At 64.0% G+C, this 17,608-nt stretch carries 16 protein-coding genes, 1 tRNA gene and 1 pseudogene; 2 read left to right on the forward strand and 16 right to left on the reverse strand.

Annotated elements, in window-relative coordinates; all coding sequences use genetic code 11:
• Positions 1-12: 12 nt before the first annotated feature.
• Complete coding sequence (gene serS, locus EP28_RS05355) at positions 13-1,386, reverse strand: serine--tRNA ligase (RefSeq protein WP_049982987.1); 1,374 nt, start codon at positions 1,384-1,386, stop codon at positions 13-15.
• 246 nt (positions 1,387-1,632) lie between these two features.
• On the opposite strand from serS, the gene EP28_RS05360 reads away from it, so the two are divergent.
• On the forward strand, positions 1,633-2,970 hold the full coding sequence (locus tag EP28_RS05360; RefSeq protein ID WP_049982988.1) for a dihydroorotase: 1,338 nt from the start codon (positions 1,633-1,635) through the stop codon (positions 2,968-2,970).
• Between the two features lie 104 nt (positions 2,971-3,074).
• Positions 3,075-3,368, forward strand: a complete 294-nt coding sequence (gene yciH / locus EP28_RS05365; RefSeq protein WP_004596695.1) for a stress response translation initiation inhibitor YciH — start codon at positions 3,075-3,077, stop codon at positions 3,366-3,368.
• Between the two features lie 107 nt (positions 3,369-3,475).
• Here the strand turns inward: yciH and EP28_RS05370 are convergent, their stop codons facing one another.
• The 15 genes and pseudogenes from EP28_RS05370 to EP28_RS05440 all read right to left on the reverse strand — a co-directional run bounded on the left by EP28_RS05370 (position 3,476) and on the right by EP28_RS05440 (position 17,541).
• On the reverse strand, positions 3,476-4,309 hold the full coding sequence (locus EP28_RS05370) for a geranylgeranylglycerol-phosphate geranylgeranyltransferase (protein WP_049983602.1): 834 nt from the start codon (positions 4,307-4,309) through the stop codon (positions 3,476-3,478).
• 77 nt (positions 4,310-4,386) lie between these two features.
• On the reverse strand, positions 4,387-5,610 hold the full coding sequence (locus tag EP28_RS05375; protein WP_049982989.1) for a TIGR04347 family pseudo-SAM/SPASM protein: 1,224 nt from the start codon (positions 5,608-5,610) through the stop codon (positions 4,387-4,389).
• 26 nt (positions 5,611-5,636) lie between these two features.
• A pseudogene (locus tag EP28_RS05380) lies at positions 5,637-5,903 on the reverse strand (Htur_1727 family rSAM-partnered candidate RiPP); the annotation flags it as partial.
• A gap of 356 nt (positions 5,904-6,259) precedes the next feature.
• Positions 6,260-6,991, reverse strand: a complete 732-nt coding sequence (locus tag EP28_RS05385; protein ID WP_049982990.1) for a M48 family metallopeptidase — start codon at positions 6,989-6,991, stop codon at positions 6,260-6,262.
• Positions 6,984-9,944: a type I restriction endonuclease subunit R gene (locus tag EP28_RS05390; RefSeq protein WP_049982991.1), complete on the reverse strand. Its 2,961-nt coding sequence runs from the start codon at positions 9,942-9,944 to the stop codon at positions 6,984-6,986. The genes EP28_RS05385 and EP28_RS05390 overlap by 8 nt, the downstream gene beginning before the upstream one ends.
• Positions 9,937-11,220, reverse strand: coding sequence for a restriction endonuclease subunit S (locus tag EP28_RS13685; protein ID WP_080506068.1), 1,284 nt, complete (start codon positions 11,218-11,220; stop codon positions 9,937-9,939). Before EP28_RS13685 ends, EP28_RS05390 begins: the two co-directional genes overlap by 8 nt.
• The gene (locus EP28_RS05400; protein WP_049982993.1) at positions 11,213-12,715 is read right to left on the reverse strand and encodes a type I restriction-modification system subunit M; all 1,503 of its coding nucleotides are present in this window, start codon (positions 12,713-12,715) and stop codon (positions 11,213-11,215) included. The genes EP28_RS13685 and EP28_RS05400 overlap by 8 nt, the downstream gene beginning before the upstream one ends.
• Positions 12,716-13,054: 339 nt before the next feature.
• A tRNA-Val gene (locus EP28_RS05405) sits at positions 13,055-13,129 on the reverse strand.
• 98 nt (positions 13,130-13,227) lie between these two features.
• Positions 13,228-13,509 carry a DUF7553 family protein gene (locus EP28_RS05410; RefSeq protein WP_049982994.1) on the reverse strand — a complete coding sequence of 94 codons (282 nt, stop codon included), beginning with the start codon at positions 13,507-13,509 and terminating at the stop codon, positions 13,228-13,230.
• A 111-nt stretch (positions 13,510-13,620) separates the two neighbouring features.
• A complete protein-coding gene (locus tag EP28_RS05415) occupies positions 13,621-14,154 on the reverse strand; it encodes a cob(I)yrinic acid a,c-diamide adenosyltransferase (RefSeq protein WP_049982995.1) in 534 nt (177 codons plus the stop codon).
• A complete protein-coding gene (locus tag EP28_RS05420) occupies positions 14,151-14,390 on the reverse strand; it encodes a glutaredoxin family protein (protein ID WP_049982996.1) in 240 nt (79 codons plus the stop codon). The genes EP28_RS05415 and EP28_RS05420 overlap by 4 nt, the downstream gene beginning before the upstream one ends.
• A 117-nt stretch (positions 14,391-14,507) precedes the next feature.
• On the reverse strand, positions 14,508-14,915 hold the full coding sequence (locus EP28_RS05425; protein ID WP_049982997.1) for an acyl-CoA thioesterase: 408 nt from the start codon (positions 14,913-14,915) through the stop codon (positions 14,508-14,510).
• 101 nt (positions 14,916-15,016) lie between these two features.
• Positions 15,017-15,709 (reverse strand): phosphate signaling complex protein PhoU, encoded by a 693-nt coding sequence (gene phoU, locus EP28_RS05430; RefSeq protein WP_049983603.1) that lies wholly within the window; start codon positions 15,707-15,709, stop codon positions 15,017-15,019.
• Positions 15,710-15,902: 193 nt separating this feature from the next.
• Positions 15,903-16,874, reverse strand: a complete 972-nt coding sequence (locus EP28_RS05435) for an HhH-GPD family protein (protein ID WP_049982998.1) — start codon at positions 16,872-16,874, stop codon at positions 15,903-15,905.
• A gap of 25 nt (positions 16,875-16,899) precedes the next feature.
• Positions 16,900-17,541 (reverse strand): DUF7384 family protein, encoded by a 642-nt coding sequence (locus tag EP28_RS05440; protein ID WP_049982999.1) that lies wholly within the window; start codon positions 17,539-17,541, stop codon positions 16,900-16,902.
• Positions 17,542-17,608 lie beyond the last annotated feature (67 nt).

A 17,608-nucleotide genomic window follows, 5' to 3' on the forward strand; every position in this document is an offset into this window, starting at 1 on the left:
GTCGCGTTCGAATTACGCGCTGTCGCCCAGTTTCGTTTCGCCGACGGAGTCGTGTCCCTCGATGCGTTCTGTCCCACCCATGTACGGCCGCAGCGCTTCGGGTACCGTGACGGTCCCGTCGTCGTTCTGATAGTACTCCATGATCGCGACGACGATCCGCGGGACCGCGAGCCCCGAGCCGTTGAGCGTGTGGAGGAACTCCGCGGACTCGTGGTGCTCCTCGCGGTACCGAATCTGCGCGCGGCGCGCCTGGAAGTCTTCGAAGTTCGAGACGGACGAGACTTCGAGCCAGCGGCCGCCAGCCTCCGGTCCCTCGTCCATGTCGTCGGCCGGAGCCCACACCTCGATGTCGTATTTTTTCGCCTGCGTGAACCCCAGATCGCCGGTGCACATCTCCAGGATGCGATACGGAAGCTCTAAGCGGCGGAGCACCTCCTCGGCCTCGTCGACGAGTCCGTGGAAGCGCTCGTCGCTCTCCTCGGGGCGGACGAAGTTCACCATCTCCACCTTGTTGAACTGGTGGACGCGGACGATCCCGCGGGTCTCCGTGCCGTGTTCGCCGGCCTCCTGTCTGAAGTTCGGCGTGTACGCCTGATACTTGAGCGGGAGATCCTCGCCGAGCAGGATCTCGTCGCGGTGGAGGTTCGTGACGGGGACCTCCGCAGTCGGGAGCAGCCAGAGGTCGTCGTCGTCGTACGCCTCCTCGTTCGTCCCCTCGACGCGGTAGGCGTCCTCGGTGAACTTCGGGAGCTGTCCGGTGCCCCGCATCGACGCGGAGTTAACCGGAATCGGGGGGAACACGTCCTCGTACCCCTGCTCGCGGTGTACGTCGAGCATGAACTGGATAAGCGCGTGTTCGAGGCGCGCACCGTCGCCCTTCGCGACGTAGAAGCCGCCGCCGGCGACCTTCGCGCCCCGCTCGAAGTCGAGGATCTCCAACTCCTCGCCGAGGTCGTAGTGCGGTTCGACCGCGTCCGGGAGGCGCCGCAGATCGTCGAACCCCTCGCGACGCACCTCGACGTTCTCGGACTCGTCGGCACCGACCGGCACGTCCTCTTGTGGAACCTGTGGGAGTTCGAGCAGGGCCTCTTCCAGTTCGTCCTCCAGTTCGTCGGCGCGCTCTTCTATCGCCTGTAGCTCCGCTTTGAGGTCCTGTGAGCGCTCGATCGCCTCTTGGGCCGCCTCCTCGTCGCCGGCCTGTTTCAGTTCGCCGATCGTCGAAGAGACCTCGTTGCGCTCGTGGCGCAGGTCGTCGCCGCGCCCTTTCAGCTCTCGCCACTCCTCGTCGACGTCGAGTATTCGGTCCAACTCCACGTCGACGCCCTTGTTGTCGAGCGCCTCGCGGACGACCTCGGGGTTCTCCCGGACGAACTGTCGAGACAGCATTTACCGTGAGTTCCGTCGGCCGCCCCAAAACCGTATCGGAGCGCCGGCAGCAGTCGCCGTGACACGTCGACCGGTCACCCCGGCGGTCGTGCGAAGGCGAACGGATAGATCGGGATTCGCTTCCCCACCGGGTCAAGAGATGATCGAGACGGTGACGAACACCGTGCTGAGCGCTTTCGCGGCGACGACGGTCCCGGCCGGTTTCGAACCGCCACGGTTTATGTACCCCGACGCGACCGCGTACGCATGCTCATCACGGGCGCGGAGCTGGCGGACGGGCGGGTGCGAGACGTCCGGATACGAGACGGAACGATCGAGTCGGTCGCGACCGGGCTCGACGCCGCGGCCGGCGAGCGGATCGTCGAGGCCCGCGGTCGCCACCTCCTCCCCGGCGCGATCGACGTCCACGTCCACTTCCGCGAACCGGGCGGAAGCCACAAGGAGACCTGGCGGTCGGGCTCGGAGAGTGCGGCCGCGGGCGGGGTCACCTGCGTCGTCGACCAGCCGAACACCTCGCCCCCGACCGTCGACGGCGACGCCTTCGACGAGAAGGCCGACCTCGCCGCGGCGTCGCTCGTCGACTACGGTATCAACGGCGGCGTCACCGGCGACTGGGACCCCGAGAGCCTCTTTCAGTGCCCGCTGTTCGCACTCGGCGAGGTGTTCCTCGCGGACTCGACCGGCGACATGGGTATCGCGCCGGACCTGTTCGAGGACGCGCTCGCGGAGGCCGCCGACCGCGACGTTCCCGTTACGGTCCACGCCGAAGACGAGACGCTGTTCGACGCGGCGGCTCTCGACGGCGACCTCGGCGGCGCGGGGACCGCCGCGACCGTCGACGCGTGGTCGGCCTACCGGACCGCCGACGCGGAGGTCGCGGCCGTCGAGCGCGCGCTCGATGCGGCGGCCGGAACGGGCTCGCAGATTCACGTCGCGCACACGTCGACTCCGGAGGCGATCGACGCGGTCGCAGACGCCCGCGAGTCCGGCGCGTCGGCGACCTGTGAGGTCACCCCGCACCACCTCTTTTTGTCCCGAGAGAACGCCGGCCGCCTCGGCACATTCGGGCGGATGAATCCCCCGCTCCGCTCCGAGCGGCGGCGCACAGCGGCCTTCGAGCGGCTCCGCGACGGCGACGTGGACGTGGTCGCGACCGACCACGCGCCCCACACCGTCGCGGAGAAACGGCAGGGGCTCGCGGACGCGCCGAGCGGCGTTCCCGGCGTCGAGACGCTGTACCCGCTGCTCCTCGAATCGGTCCGCAACGGCGAGCTGTCGATGGAGCGGGTCCGCGACGTCGTCGCCGCCAACCCCGCGTCGATATTCGGTCTGCCCTCGAAGGGGCGGGTCGCCGAGGGGGCCGATGCCGACCTCGTGCTGGTCGACATGACCGACCCGCGGGATATCGAGGCCGGCGCGCTCCACAGCGCCTGCGGTTGGACGCCGTTCGAGGGGCTTCGTGGCGTGTTCCCGGAACTCACCGTCGTCCGGGGATCGGTCGTCTACGAGCGCGATCCCGTCACCGGCGCGGAGTCGTTCGGCGACTCGGTCGGTCGCAACGTCCGAAACGTGTCCGGCAGATGAACTGCGAGCCGGGGGCGCGCTCGCCTCCGACTCGCAGCGATGGGCCGTCCGCCCCCGGCACTCCCGACACTATTTAATACGGGCACCATGTACCTTCGGCCGTAATGTCGGAAGTCTGCTCGACGTGCGGACTGCCCCAGGAACTCTGCGTCTGCGAGGACGTCGCGAAAGAGTCCCAGCAGATCAGCATCCGCATCGACGAGCGCAGGTACGGTAAGGAGGTAACGGTCATCGAAGGATTCGACCCGAAAGACGTCGACCTGAGTTCGCTCTCGTCGGACCTCAAGTCGAAGTTCGCTTGCGGCGGTACCGTCGAGGACGGTGCCATCGAGCTGCAGGGGAACCACTCGGGTCGCGTGGAGGACTTCCTCCGCGATAAGGGCTTCAACGTCGCGTGACCGTCACCTAACCGTCCGCCGTCGAGCGTTTTCTCGTACTCTTCACAGAGCGGCTGCGCTACCAGCGTCGGCGCTGCCAGCCGCCTCAACGCAGACCGACGGCCCGATCAGACGAGAACGACGCCGCGGCCGGCGATGAACGCGACGGTCGCGAGGAGGGTTCCGTACTTGAATCGCCGCTGTGCCGCCGCGGGGTCGGCGAAGCTCTCGTAACAGGCGAACAGCATGACCGCGTCCGCGACGGCGACGCCGACGAGGTAGACGCCGCCGAACGTACCCGTGAGGTACGGAACAGGGCTGACGGCGACCGCGACGACGAGCGCGCCCGTCGCGATCCACAGGGCTCGTCGCTCGCCGACCGCTATCGGGAGCGTCGAGAGCCCCTCTTCGCGGTCGCCCGCCACGTCCTCGACGTCTTTTATCACTTCGCGGGCGAACGTCGAGAGGCCGGCCAAGAGCGCGAGCACGACGACCGACGTCGGCCTGCCGACCGCCGCGCCGCCGAACAGGAACGTCGAGCCGACGAGGTACGAGACCAAGACGTTTCCGAGCCCCGGCGTTCCCTTGAACACGGTCGTGTACGTGACGAGAGCGACGAGGTTGACGGCGGCGATCGCGACGGACAGCGGCGGGAGAAGTGTCGCGAGCGCGACGGCGAGCGCGAACCACCCCGTCGCGACGCCGAGCGCGCCCCGCGGAGACACCGCACCGCGCGGAATCGGACGGTCGGGTCGGTTGATCGCGTCGATCTCGCGGTCGAAGTAGTCGTTTATCGCGTTGCCCGCGGCGACGGCGACCGCGGTGACGACCATCGCGACCGCGGCCAGACCCGCCGCCGCGTCGATCCCGGCGACGAATGCGCCGGTCCCCGTGAGAACCGCGGCCGCGACGCAGTTGCCCGGGCGTGCAAGCTCGACGATCCCGCGCGCTGTGTCGTGCACGTCGTCTCCGACCACCGCCGGCCGGCACATAAACGACGCGGGATCCGGCCGTCTCGAAACCGCGTGGCCCGCGTGTCTCAGTCCGCCGCCGACCCTCCGCCGAGTCTGCTCGCGGCCGCCGCGCCCTCGCGCTCGCGTTCCGTCAGGTAGCACTTCGGGTCCGGCGCGAACGGGTCGTCGTGTGCGGCGAGCGCTCGCAGGCGCGACCCGCCGCGACAGATGGACTGGTACGCGCAGTCGGCACAGCGCCCGGAGAGGTGTTCCTCGCGCTCGCGGAGCGCCGCGAGAAGCGGGTTCGACTCGTCGGACCAGATCGCGCCGAACGAGCGGTCCCTGACGTTCCCGAGCGAGTAGCCCTGCCAGAACTGCGTGAGGTGGACGTTGCCGACGGGGTCGACGTCGGCGACGCGCTCGCCGGTCGGGTCCCCGCCGTTGCGTTGGAGGTAGCGGTAGATCAGGCGAGCGCGGTCGGCCCCCAGCTCGCGGTCGGCGTACTCGACGAGATACCCCGCGTCGGCGTAGTTTCCGACGAGGAGCGTCTCGATCTCCTCGCCCGCGTCGTGGTACTCGCGCGTGAGGTCACACAGGTCGGAGACCGCCCGGCGGGTCGCCTCCGGGGAGAGGTCGACGTCGGAGATGTCCGCGCCCCGCCCGCCGTAATCGAGGTGGTAGAAACAGAACCGGTCGACGCCCACGTCGACGAGGAGGTCGACCACGCCGGCCAGATCCGCGACATTGTGTTCGGTGATCGTGTACCGGAGCCCCGTCTTCAGACCCACGTCGAGACACGCCTCGATCCCGCGGACCGCGGCGTCGAACGCGCCGTCCTCGCCGCGGATACGGTCGTTGCGATCGGGGAGTCCGTCGACGGAGACGCCGGCGTACTGCAGTCCCGCCCGCTTGAGTTCTCGGGCGCGCTCGCGGGTGAGAAGCGTCCCGTTCGTCGAGAGCACCGGGCGAATGCCGCGGTCGGCCGCGTACGCAACGAGTTCCGGGAGGTCCTCGCGGACGAGCGGCTCGCCGCCCGAAAACAGGAGGACGGGAGCGCCGAACTCGGCGAGGTCGTCGATGAGCGCCTTCCCCTCGGCGGTCGACAGTTCGTTCGACGCGCCTTCGCAGTCGGCCGCGGCGTAACAGTGTTCACAGTAGAGGTTACACCGCTTCGTCGTGTTCCACACAACAACCGGCCGGCGCTGTTTGTCCGCCGTGATCTGCGGCTTCGAGGAATCTTCGGCGGCGTCGTACCGTAGCCCGTCGCTCTCGGCGTCGAGCCCGCAGAGCAGTTTACTGACGGAGATCATCGCAGTCCCTCCGCGCCGGCGGCCGCCGTGGCGTCGCCGGTGTCTCCGCGACCGTCGGCGAGTGGCTCTGCGACGTACCGATGCGTCTCGTCTGCGGGACACACCCAGATGTCGCGGGCGGACCGCGCGAACAGCGCGCTCGCCTCCTCGTGGGCGGCGTCCGGCGTCGGTGCCTCGACGGTGCCGACGTGCCGAAGCGGGTCGGCCTCCGCTTCGCGAACGAAGACCTCGAACCGCCGGCCGTCCGTCGAACGCGATCCCTCCTCAAGCGTCCGGTCCGTCTGCGTTCCCATACACCTACCTATAATCGACTACCCGAACGCGTTTCGCAGGTTCCCACAGCTATGCAACGCGGCCGAACAGGTTTGTGGGGATGTCAATCGGTTGATTCTCTGTCTCCGCTGTCCACTCGACGGCGCGGTAGCTCTTTCCATCGCAGGGCGTGGGTCACCGAGCGATGTACCGCTCTGCGTAAACGCCCGATGAATCGTTTCATCGAGGCAGTTCCGAACTTCACATAAAGAGAGCAGTTCGTTTCACGTCTCGAATAGGTTGCTCAGTGTACTACTGCCAACAGTGAGCGGGATGGATCAACTCGTATCGAATTTCCTCACGGCTCAGCAAGAAGTAGTGGTACGATGGACTCCAGTCAGAGGTCGTCCTCGGTGAAAATCAGCCGCACGCTGTTCTCGTTCAGCCACTCGGCGTGTGCGTCATACTCAGGGTCGTACTCCGCGACGAGCGACCAAAACTCATCGTCGTGGTTCTTTTCTCGGAGGTGGGCGAGTTCGTGAACGACGACGTAGTCCACTACCTCTGGTGGAGCCATCATCAACCGCCAGTTGAGACTAATCGTTCCGGTCGTTGAACAGCTCCCCCACTTCGTCCGTTGGTTCCGAATCTCTATCTTCTCGTACGCAACGCCCATCTGCTCGGCGTAGTGGTCAGCTCGTTCAGCGAAGTGGTCGCGAGCCTCTCGTCGGTAGACGTTTTCCAGTACCCGCTTGACCGTGGACTGTTCGACCGTACTCTTTCTGAGACGAATCGATGCGTCGGTAATCGTGTGGCTTCGCGCCGGTTCGATGACCAGCTCCCGGTCGGTTCCGAGAAGTGGGAAGGTTTCGCCCGCCTCGAACGTCCGGTCGGGAATCTCTTTCCGGTACTTCTCGAAGCCGCGCTGTTTCTCGATGACCCACGCGGCGTTCTCTCGGAGAACCTCCGTCGGTCGAACATCGGCGGAGGCCGGCACGGTGACAGTCACACCGTGAATATCCACATCGATGCGTGGTTTCGTCGCGTCCGAACTCTGGCGTACCCCAAACTCGATGCGGTTCCCCAACAGGTCGATTGTCCGACGGTCTGACGATTGGGACTTAGCCATCGTTCTGAATGAGGTAGTTCCTGACGGCGTCCACGAAGTCGTCGTCATCCTGAATCAGGTGGCCGAGGTCGTACTCGACGACGAGAACGTCGAGCAGGATTCGTTCAATCTCCGAGATAGTCTGCTGGTTCGTTTTCCAGCCCGCGTACCCTCGGTCAACCCGCTCTTGGAACTGTGAGACTATCTCCGCTGCGACCTCCTCCGCCTGTTCATCGGATGCTATCGCGTCTGGCGTCTCCTCGGTCAGATGGGTGTAGATCGCGAACTCGGCGGCGTCCATCCCCTCGTCTTCGGCCTCTTTCTCGACCGCAAGCACCTCCGTTTCGACCGATTTCAGCGCCTCGACCGCCTCGGGGTCGCTGATGTTGTCTCCCTGCCAGCGTTCCACGATGTCCGTGACGCGCTCGCTCAGTCGTTTGTATCGGGGGTTCCGGTTCTCCCGCGGGTGAAGGTGTTCCCGTGTCGCGTGGGCAATCTGTGACGCTTTCACGCCGGGGTTGTCGAGTCCCTCCACTTCTTCGAGGTACTCTTCACCAAGCGTGTACGTGGGGAAGTCGCGCTTAATCTCCGTGATTTCCACGTTGTCTCCGATGATGTCGCGCGTCTTCTCGCGCATATCCTCCTCGGGGTCGTCCTCACCCGCCGTCGTGCGCTTGAACGCGACGTGGATACGGCTCAGCCACTTGTAGTCGTCCTCGATACCCTCACTCACGATCCGTCCATCGGGCGCGACGGCCTCGTAGAGGTTCTGAAGGCGACGAAAGCCCTGTTTGAACTGCCGACGTTCGGGATGCGTGGAGACGCGCTCGACCGCCTCGTAGGTGGCCTCTTGGGAGTCAGTCTGCGGGATGCCGTCGAAGATACTCAGGACGGTCTCCAGCTGGTCGGTGAGGTCGTCGAACAGCTCGTCTTTGTCGCGGGCGGCGTACGCCTTCGTCTCGGCGTCGTAGTCGAGCGCCTCGTCGATGTTCTCGAACACGCCCTGGAAGTCCACAATCTCACCGTTTTCTTTCCCCTCCGCGGGACGGTTCGTCCGGGCGATTGCCTGCATGAGGTTGTGGTTCTTCAGGTTCCGGTCGAGGTACATCGTCTTCAGAACCGGAGCGTCGAAGCCCGTCAACAGCATATTGTGAACGACCAGCAGTTTCGGGTTCTCCTCGTCTTTGAACTCCGAGATGATGCTGTCGCGCTCCTCTGAGTCCGTGTGGAACTGCTTGATGAGGTCGGGGTCGTCCTTGTTCGACGTGTAGAGAACCTCGATTTCGTCCTCGCTCCGGCGCTCGACGAGACGCTCGCCGTACATCGCGGCTGACCGGCGACTCGGAGTGACGACCATCCCCTTCCAGCCGTTCGGGGCAACGTGTTCGTCGTAGTGGGCGTCGATTTCGGCGACTGCGCGGTCTACCCGCGGTTCCAGTTCGGCCATAGTCCGACTGGTCACGGTTTCCTGTATGAACTCTCGCTTCTCGTCGGTCGTCATCCCGCGGAACTCGTGTTCGAACTCCTCGTCGAGTCCGGCTTCGTCAATATCCCACTCCATCTCGTGTCGGAGCGTGAAGTAGACGGGGAGAATCAGGCCGTCGTCGATGCCCTGCTTGACCGAGTAGCGGTGGAGGTAGTCCTCGCCTTCGGGAGAGAACTCGCGGAAGGTGTTCTTGTCCGTCTCGCGTTCCCCCTCGCGGACGGGTGTGCCGGTAAACCCGAAGTGGGTACTGTCGGGTACCGCCGCATCGAGTCGGCTTCCTAAGTCGGCTTCCATGAAGCGGTGGGCTTCGTCGGACATGACCACGACTTCGTCGTTGCCCTGTACGTCGGGGTCAACGTCCTCGAACTTCTGGATGGTCGTGAGAACCAGCTGGCTCTGCCCCTCCTCGATGAGTTGTTGCAGGTGGTCGATGCTCTCGGCTTCTTCCCACTGTTCGAGCGAGAGGTTCGCCAGCTGGTCGCGCATCTGGCTGTTGAGCTTGTCCGTATCGACGATGATGAAGACCTGCGGGTTCCGGACGACGTCGCTCCGTGAGAGGAGGTTCTCGGCGGCGTACAGCATCGTGAACGACTTGCCCGACCCTTGGGTGTGCCAGATGAGGCCGCGGTCGTGTTCACCCTCCCGAACGCGGTCGAGGATGCGGTTCACCGCGTAGTACTGCATGTATCGCGGGACGATTTTCGCGTCGCCGCCGGCTCGCTTCTCGTAGAAGACGAAGTGTTTCAGCAAGTCGAGAATCGTCTGCGGGTTGCACAGCGCCCGCACCGCCTGCCGCATCTCGTTGTCGTCCGCGAACACCTCCGGGGCGTCGTTCCACGGCTCGTAGAACTCCCTTGGAGCGCCGACTGAACCGTAGCGCAGTTCCATCGTGTCGGCGGCGACGTTGAACAGACCGGGAACGAACAGCCGGGGGACGTCCTCCTCGTAGTTCTTGAGGTCGCGGACGGCGTCGTGCCAGTCGTTGTCCTGTGCGCGGCTCTTGAGTTCCATCGTCACGAGCGGAATCCCGTTGACGAACAGATTCACGTCCGGTCGGATGGTCGTCTCGCGGGAGACGGAGAACTGGTTCACCGCGTGGAAGCGATTGTTCTCGGGATTCTCGTGGTCGATGAGGTCGACGTAGACCGTCTCGCTCGTCCCGTCGTCGCGCTGGACGGAGAAGCTCTTGCCCTTATCGAGGAGGCGGTAGAACCCGCGATTGCCGTCCATGAGGTTCTCCGAATCGAGGTCGCGACGAAGCGAGGAAACGAACTTATCCACGTTGTCCTCGGTCACGTTCTCGTTCAACGCGACGATCTGCTCGGCAAGGAGGTTCCAGTAGATTACTTCGTGGCTGTCTCGCTCGTAGGCCTGATCGAGAACGTTCGCACCTCGCCCGCCGTCCTGTCCGTGCGTCTCCCATCCGACGCCGTCGAGCCACGAGAGGAGCGAGCGTTCGACGCCGCCCTCGGACGGGATTCTACCCATGTTGTGCGATTTCGTCTGGCACCTCTATGGTAGTGTCGGTCGTGCGGACTGTTCCCGAAAGGAGGTCTTGCATTAGACCGCGTTTGAGGGATTGGTATTGTTTCTTCGTAGTTTTGTTTTCATCAATAGACTCGTCTACAGTATTCATTATACGAACGATCGAGACCTGTTCCTCAATTGGCGGAACGAGCACATCAAATTTCTCGATTATCCCTTTACTGATGTTCTGCTGACCCGAACCGGCACTTAGTGATTCGAGACGAGTTGAGAGGAAGTTTAGTTGGTGGAAAAGGAACTCACCCCTAATCTCGTCTGTGGTAACAACACCACAGCAGGCCTGATTCGTGGTAGCCTCAATATCGAGCAAGGACACTTCTCCCGTCGTCGCTCCATACATAGCGATTAGAATAGTTCCGGGAGAGAACAGCCGTGCTGTCGATTCTTCGAATCCCTTCTCAGTGATTGTTTGTTCTGTTTCTGTCACCCGATACTGAGACAGTTCTCCTGTCTTCACCCAAGGAATATCACCGCCATAGTACTCCGGAACATCTGTATCTGGGGTTCCACCCGCTTGAATTTGGGATGTAACTTCAGAGAGTTTTGAAACCTCCCAACTCTCCGGTATTTCACCATATTTACTCGATTTAAATTGGTCGTGTTGATTGTATCCTTCGAAGAACAGGGTTTGATATAGTCCCTGTTTCAGTCGATTCAATTGGAATATTATCTCCTCCGTCTTCTCAATCGCCCGGTCAACCGTATAGAGTACGGTGGCAATTTTGCGCTGTTCGGGGAGTGGGGGAAGGTCAAAACTGAACTTACTGAACAGGTTCCACGAGGTTCGTGGCATCCGCGTACCTGCTGAGGTACGTCGAGCGTAGTCGTATGCGGGCTTAGAACTCAGGCGGTACAATAGCCACTTGGAGTTCACACCGGACTCCGCGACTATCGGAAAAATGTCTGTTGAGGCTACTCCCTCAAACTCGGGTTGTGCCGACTTTTCCAGATTTGGACGAAGTTTCGCAAAGAGAATATCCCCTGCCTCAAATCGCCGCTTTGTACTTGAGAGGTCGTCAAGAGGCTCCCAATCAGGAACCGGATTGTTAGGGTCAATATGCTCCAATCCAACGTGTTTCTCTAACGCTATCTTCTGTGGGTCAACGTTGTCTGACCGTTTGTACGCTACATCGTGGAGTTGGATTTTCTCCCAATCCTGTCCCTGTTCACCACCCTTCTCTTGTTGAGCGAACTCATCCAGCGTCAACTCCTCACTCATAGTTTAACGCCTCCATATGATCGCTCATCGTCGCCTCGATCTCATCACGCTCGGCCTGCAATTCGCGCAGTTTCGCCAGTTCCTCCCCGACGTCAATATCCTCCTCCGGCTCAGTCGTATCCACGTACAGCGCGATGTTGAGGTTGTAGTCGTTCTCTCGAATCTCATCGAGCGACACCGTGCGGCTCACGCGCTCCTCGGTCGTCCACTCGCGGAAGTTCCCAACGATGTGGTCGAGGCCGTCCTCCGTGAGTTCGTTCTGGTTCGATAGCTCCTCGTAGAAGTCCTCGTCTGCGGCGTGAATGAACTGCACAGCGTCCTCGCGCTCGGCGGGCTTGTCCGTGTTCAACACCAGAACCGCGGAGGGAATCGAGTTGTTCTGGAACAGATTCCCGGGAAGCCCGACGATGGCCTCCACCATATCGTTCTCCAGCATCGGCTTCCGATACCGCGACTCGTGCTTGCGGAACAGCACACCGTGCGGAATAACGATGGCGGCCTTCCCCCCGGCCTCGTCGCGCTCGGGACGCTTGAGTTGGTTCGCCATGTGCATGATGAACGCGTAATCGCCCCGATCGGCACGCGGGAGTTTCTCGTGCCAGTCGAAGCGCCCATACGGGTCGTCTTGGAGGTCGTCTTTCGCCCAATCTGCCGAGAACGGGAAGTTCGCGAGGACGCGGTCGAAACGCGTGAGTTCGTTCTCCTCGTCGTTCATGAAGGCGGGATTTGAGAGCGAGTCCTCACGCTGAATCTCTCCATCGAGGCCGTGGATAGAGAGGTTCATCTTCGCAATCGCGGCAATATCGGGATTCACCTCCTGTCCGGTGAAGGTCAGCTTCGTCGGGTCACCGCCCTGCTCCTCGCGATAGTACCGAGCCGCCTCGATGAGCATCCCCCCCGATCCGACCGTCGGGTCGTGGAACGTCATTCCGTCCTCGAACGCGTCCACGAGCCGGACGCAGAGGTTGACGATGTGCGGGGGCGTGAAGAACTGTCCACCGGACTTGCCCTCCTCCTCCGCGAAGTGACGCACTAAGTCCATGTACGCCTCGCCGAGCATATCCGGTGGGATACTGTCCCGGTCAAGGTCGTACTTCGAGAGGTGTTCGACCAGCCGACCGAGCCGGTCGTCGTCCAAGGCGTCGGCGTCGATGTAGTCGGCGCGAAACACGCCGGTCAGCTCCGGGTTCGCTTCGGTGAGCGCGTCGAATGCCTCGTTCAGCGCTTGGTCGATGTTGTCGTTGACTGCGCGAATGTCCTCCCACAGGTAGCCTTCAGGGACGACAGGAATGTTGTACAGTTTCTCTCGGCGTGCGAAATCCTCGCCGTACTCATCGAGGTTCTCGGCGTACTGCTTCTCGAACTCGTCGGAGATCGACTTGTAGTAGACGAGCGGGAGGATGAACTCCTTGTAGTCGGTGGGGTCGACGGCGTCTCGAATAATGTCGGCACATTTGAAGAGATGGGATTCGAGGTCGTCCAAGGAGAGTGGCATACTACTTTCGTCCGGGGGAAGTGTGATATGTTCTGCGGTAGCGCCGACTATCCCGCCACCAGACTCACCGATCCGCGAGTCTACCGCATCGTAATCGCTGTACGTGACGGATCCGAACGCGCCGACCGAATGTCAGTGAACGTAGATTCACCCCGCAAATCGCATGACTGCCTAGAGATTGTCCGCTTCAGAAGATGTCGGTGAGCGTATGGGTGGGGCGGATTCGAACCTCGGTCGCTCCGCTCGCTGTCGCTCACGTCGCTCCCTGCTTCGAACCCGCAACACCAGTTCGTCCACGCGGACCGCTCGCTGTCGCTCGCGGTTGCGAGGAATCAGAAGTGGGTTGGGGCGGATTCGAACCGCCGACCTGCTCCGTGTGAAGGAGCCGTCATAACCTGGCTAGACCACCAACCCGCTCGTGTCGAGGTATCCGACCTCGCGACTTAAGGGTTACTTTACACCGACAACGTGGCCCGCCAGCGGCCCGCGCGGACGGGAAACAGAAAGCCGCCTTACTCGTCCGTCGCCGCGTCGTGGCCACGGTACTCTTTCACGCGGGTGCGCGCCGACGCGACCGCGTCGCGGGCTTCGCCCTCCGCACGCTCCTCTAACTCCTTGAGATCTGCCTGTATCCGATCGAGTCGCGACGGCTCGGGCTCCGGCTCGTCTTCCTCTCGACCCACCAGCTCTTTCACTCGCGCTTCGACCGGCTCCAGTTCCTCTTTGACCCCCTCTTTCGCGTGCTCGGCAGCGCGGCCGAGGTAGTATCGCGCGTCTTCGAAGTGCTTGCTCATATCTGCCCTTTAGCGAAGGACAAATAAAGCCCTTGTGGCGCGTGGCTCCGGAGATCGCACCGCGGCTCACGGCGATCACGATTGCGGCGACGGCGGGGACGGCGCGGTCGCTCAGTACGAAGGTGACTCCTCGGGTTCCCCGTCGCGCGCGTTGGCGACCCGTCCGAGCGTGAACAAGAGGTCGGAGAGTCGGTTGAGGTAGGTGACGACCGTCTCGTTTATCGGCTCCGAGCGAGCGAGTTCGACCGTCCGGCGCTCGGCGCGGCGGGTCACGGTTCGCGCGTGGTGGAGCCGCGCTCCGACCTCACCTCCGCCGGGGAGGATGAACGACCGCAGCGGCTCCAGTTCCTCGTCGAGCGCGTCGATCCGGTCTTCGAGTATCTCGACGATGTCACTCGTCACTTCCGGGTCGTCGGGGTCCGGGTCGGGATTCGCGAGGTCGGCTTGCACTACGTGGAGGTGGTTCTGGACCGTCTCTAACAGCTCGTCGAGGTCGTCGTGGCCGGTCGGACGCACCGTGCCGATCAGCGCGTTCGCCTCGTCGACGGTCCCGTACGCCTCGATTCGTGGGCTCGCCTTCGAGACGCGGCTCAGGTCTCTGAGGTCGGTTTCGCCCTCGTCGCCGCGGCCGGTGTAGATCGTCATGCGAGGCTCGTTTCGACGTACTCGACGATGTTCGCGCTCTCTGACATGGTCACGCCGCGCTCCTCGTCGACGAGGACAGGAACACCGCGCTGACCGCTGACTCGCTTGACTTCGTTCCGGTCGGAGTGAAGCGCGTCGACCCACTCAGTTTCGTACTCGACGCCCGCGTCGTCGAGCGCGTCGGTCGCCTTCTCACACCACGGACACCCGTCGAGTGCGTACAGTCGGATGGACATACGAGTAGATCGGTGTCGGGAGTCAAGAAGGTGGGTGACACGCGGGTCGGGCGGAACGCCCGTCTGTTCGACGTGTTCGGCACCTGGCGACGGAAACGCGCTCACGCTGTGTGCGAGTTAGAGCCCGTGATACGACCGCAGCTTCGAGCGCATCGGCTCGGGAACTGGCGTCGGCTCCCCGGTCTCCGGATCGAGGCTGACGATCGTCGCCTCCGCTTCGGCGGCGAGGTCGCCGTCGTCGCCCCCGACGCGGATCTCGTAGCGCATCGAGACGCTGGATCGCCCGATATCGTCGACATCGGTCAGCACGGTCACCGTCTCGTCGGTGAGTTCGACCGACCGTCGGAAGTCGAACGACGTCGACGCGAGCACGGTCGACGCCTGCGAGAGGTCTGCGTCGAGCACGTCCCGGAAGTATGCCGTTCGGGCCTGCTCGGTGTACGTCGCGTACACGGCGTTGTTGACGTGGCCGAGCGCGTCGATATCGCGGAACCGAACCTCGATCTCCGTGGAGTGAACGGGCATACCCGATCCTACGCGGGGCGGAATATGTAGCCGTCGAGATTGGGAGGCCGCGGTAGCGGGGGAAGCGAGCCGATGGGAGAGCGGGACGCTCGACTGTATCGTCAGTACAGCAGTTCGTCGTCGTTCTCGATCATGTACAGCGATCGCGCGGCGATGTTGACCGCGTGGTCGCCGACGCGTTCGAGGTCGCGGATCGTCAACAGGAGCCGAGAGACGTTCTGCATCGTGGCTTCGGTGTCGTCCTCACCGTCCCCCTCGCCGGCCGCTCGGAGGTCGTCGCGCTCGATCAGGTCGCGAACGACCAAGTCGCTCGCGGCTTCGCAGGCGGCGTCGAGTTCGTCGTCCGCCTCGGCGACCGCGTAACAGCGATCGGGGTCGGACTCCGCGTACGCGGCCATCGCCTCCTGGAGCATGTCGAGCGTCTCGTCGCCGATCCGCTGAACGTCGACGTCGGGGAACACCTCGCGGTCGGCGGCTTTCGCGTACTCACCGAGGTTCGTCGCCAGATCGGCGATGCGTTCGAGGTCGGTGATGATCTTGAACGAGGCCGCGATGAATCGCAGATCGCCCGCCACCGGCTGTTGGAGCGCGATCAGGTCCGTACACTGCCCCTCTAATTCGAGATAGAGGTCGTTGATCTCGGCGTCGCCGGTGATGACCGTCTCGCCAAGCTCGGCGTCCTGCTGTTCGAGCGCGTCGAGGCCCATCCGGAGCCGCTCGGCGACGACCTCGCTCATGTAGAGCACGTCGTCGCGGAGTTCCTCCAACTTCGTCTGGTACTGTTCGCGTGGCATCGTGTTAGCGTAGTTCGCACGCCCGACGTACAAAAACACGTCGCCGCTGATCGGACCACTCAGCACCGAGAAATCGGGAGACGCGGGCATGAGATCGTATCTCACTGTAACGGTCGGGACGGCCGAAACACGTCGAGCGGACACGCACACGGACAGGGGCCGTCGACTCCGGCGGCCTCCGAGCGGCTCGCGGCTACCGGCGAAGGCGGACAAGCGTCTCCTCGCCCGCTTCTTCGACGTCGAGCAGCCCGTCTTCGGCCAGATCAGAGAGCACCCCTCGAAGCCACTCTCGCCCGTGTTCGCCGTTCGGTGCGTAGTCCACGCGGATGCGGTGGCCGAGCGCGTCCAGTTTCATCTCGTCGTGCTCGCCGAGCAGCCTGACGATCCGCCCGCGGAACTGCCGACGGCTCCCGTCGAAGCTCGGTTGGGTGGGAACGTCCGGCGCGGTGAAATCGCCCGTCTGGTAGGCGTGACACCACTCGCGCCATGGGCAGCCAGCCTCGTCACATCGTGGACGCTTCCCGCAGGCGACGCCGCCGAGTTCCATGATCGCGTTGTTCCACACGCGGGACTCGTCTGTCGGCATCGCGTGCGAGGCGACCCGTTCGAACGCCGAATCGTCGTCCGGAACGTCGAAGGCGCGGTGAAGCACCCGCTTCACGTTGGTGTCGACGACCGCGTCGCCGTTGTTGAACGCGAACGAGGCGACCGCGTTGGCGGTGTACGGGCCGACCCCCATCAGCTCCTGTAGCTCACCCGGTGTCTCGGGGAACGAGCCGTCGTACTCGGCTTCGATCTGTCCGGCAGCCTCGTGGAGGTACGTCGCGCGGTTGTTGTAGCCGAGCGAGTGAGACGACCAGAATGCGACCACGTCGGCGCGGTCGGCGTCGGCGAGGGCGGCCGTGGTCGGCCACCGGTCGAGAAAGTCCTCCCACGCCGGGACGACGCGATCGAGTTGCGTCTGCTGGCTCATCACCTCGCTGACGAGGATCGCGTACGGGTCCTCGGTGCGCCGCCACGGAAAGGCGCGGTGGTCCGTCCGGTACCACTCCACGAGGGTCTCGCGGACCGCGTCGAGGTCTGCGGGCAGGCGGGGAGCGTCGCCCTCGCGGAGCGGCGACGAGGACCCGTCCGTCGCCGACGAGGGGGCGTCCGTATCGCTCATGGCCACGCTCGGGCGGGGAGTCGTTTCACCCTACCGGTTCGAGCGATCGCGGGTCGCGGTCGGGGCCGGGATACTCCCCGCCGACGACCTCGGGATAGAGCCGACCGGGCGAGAAGACGGTCGCGAACGCCCGCGGCTCCCTGACGCTCACCGGTATCCGGTCGCGCAGGCTCGCGGCGGCCCGCGGCCCCGTGAGCGACGGATCGAGGCTCACGACGTGCATCGCACCGCCGCGGTAGGCCGACGCCAGCGCCGGGTGGTCGCCGGCGGGATGTGCGACCGGCTCGCGCCACGACTCGATCGCGTTCCGCCAGTCGCTCGCGAGATCCGCGTTCGCACAATCACCGATCGCCGCCGTCGCGTCGTCGAGAAGCGGGTCGCTCGCGACGAGCGTCGTCCACGAGTGCGCCCGCAGCCCATCGAGTGACTCCCGCGAGTCGCCGCCGGCGAGGAGGTCGGCCGCCAACACGTCGGCGTCGGCGACCACGCGGGCGGGGCTGGGCTCGCGATCGACGTGCTCGTGGTCGACCGCAGTGGTATCGCCGTCTGCGTCGGTGTCGTCGCGCTTCGGGTCCGCGGTCGCGCGGCGCTCGGCGACCGCCACGCGTATCGCGTCCTCCGCCACGTCGTAGTCGGCGGCTCGCTCGAAACAGTCGGCGAAGCTCATATCGGGTCGTGGTCGGCCAGCGGTATCGACGTTGCGGCTCTGGGTCCCGTCTGCGAGGAGGCCTCAC

The sequence above is a fragment of the Halorubrum sp. BV1 genome, assembly GCF_000746205.1.
In the GTDB taxonomy this organism is placed as follows: Archaea; Halobacteriota; Halobacteria; order Halobacteriales; family Haloferacaceae; genus Halorubrum.

What these genes read in the sequence shown, in the direction of transcription:
- serS (WP_049982987.1), bottom strand. Translation starts at nt 1,386, where the DNA reads ATGCTGTCTCGACAGTTCGTCCGGGAGAACCCCGAGGTCGTCCGCGAG.
- EP28_RS05360 (WP_049982988.1), top strand. Translation starts at nt 1,633, where the DNA reads ATGCTCATCACGGGCGCGGAGCTGGCGGACGGGCGGGTGCGAGACGTC.
- yciH (WP_004596695.1), top strand. Translation starts at nt 3,075, where the DNA reads ATGTCGGAAGTCTGCTCGACGTGCGGACTGCCCCAGGAACTCTGCGTC.
- EP28_RS05375 (WP_049982989.1), bottom strand. Translation starts at nt 5,610, where the DNA reads ATGATCTCCGTCAGTAAACTGCTCTGCGGGCTCGACGCCGAGAGCGAC.
- EP28_RS05385 (WP_049982990.1), bottom strand. Translation starts at nt 6,991, where the DNA reads ATGGCTAAGTCCCAATCGTCAGACCGTCGGACAATCGACCTGTTGGGG.
- EP28_RS05390 (WP_049982991.1), bottom strand. Translation starts at nt 9,944, where the DNA reads ATGGGTAGAATCCCGTCCGAGGGCGGCGTCGAACGCTCGCTCCTCTCG.
- EP28_RS13685 (WP_080506068.1), bottom strand. Translation starts at nt 11,220, where the DNA reads ATGAGTGAGGAGTTGACGCTGGATGAGTTCGCTCAACAAGAGAAGGGT.
- EP28_RS05400 (WP_049982993.1), bottom strand. Translation starts at nt 12,715, where the DNA reads ATGCCACTCTCCTTGGACGACCTCGAATCCCATCTCTTCAAATGTGCC.
- EP28_RS05410 (WP_049982994.1), bottom strand. Translation starts at nt 13,509, where the DNA reads ATGAGCAAGCACTTCGAAGACGCGCGATACTACCTCGGCCGCGCTGCC.
- EP28_RS05415 (WP_049982995.1), bottom strand. Translation starts at nt 14,154, where the DNA reads ATGACGATCTACACCGGCCGCGGCGACGAGGGCGAAACCGACCTCAGA.
- EP28_RS05420 (WP_049982996.1), bottom strand. Translation starts at nt 14,390, where the DNA reads ATGTCCATCCGACTGTACGCACTCGACGGGTGTCCGTGGTGTGAGAAG.
- EP28_RS05425 (WP_049982997.1), bottom strand. Translation starts at nt 14,915, where the DNA reads ATGCCCGTTCACTCCACGGAGATCGAGGTTCGGTTCCGCGATATCGAC.
- phoU (WP_049983603.1), bottom strand. Translation starts at nt 15,709, where the DNA reads ATGCCACGCGAACAGTACCAGACGAAGTTGGAGGAACTCCGCGACGAC.
- EP28_RS05435 (WP_049982998.1), bottom strand. Translation starts at nt 16,874, where the DNA reads ATGAGCGATACGGACGCCCCCTCGTCGGCGACGGACGGGTCCTCGTCG.
- EP28_RS05440 (WP_049982999.1), bottom strand. Translation starts at nt 17,541, where the DNA reads ATGAGCTTCGCCGACTGTTTCGAGCGAGCCGCCGACTACGACGTGGCG.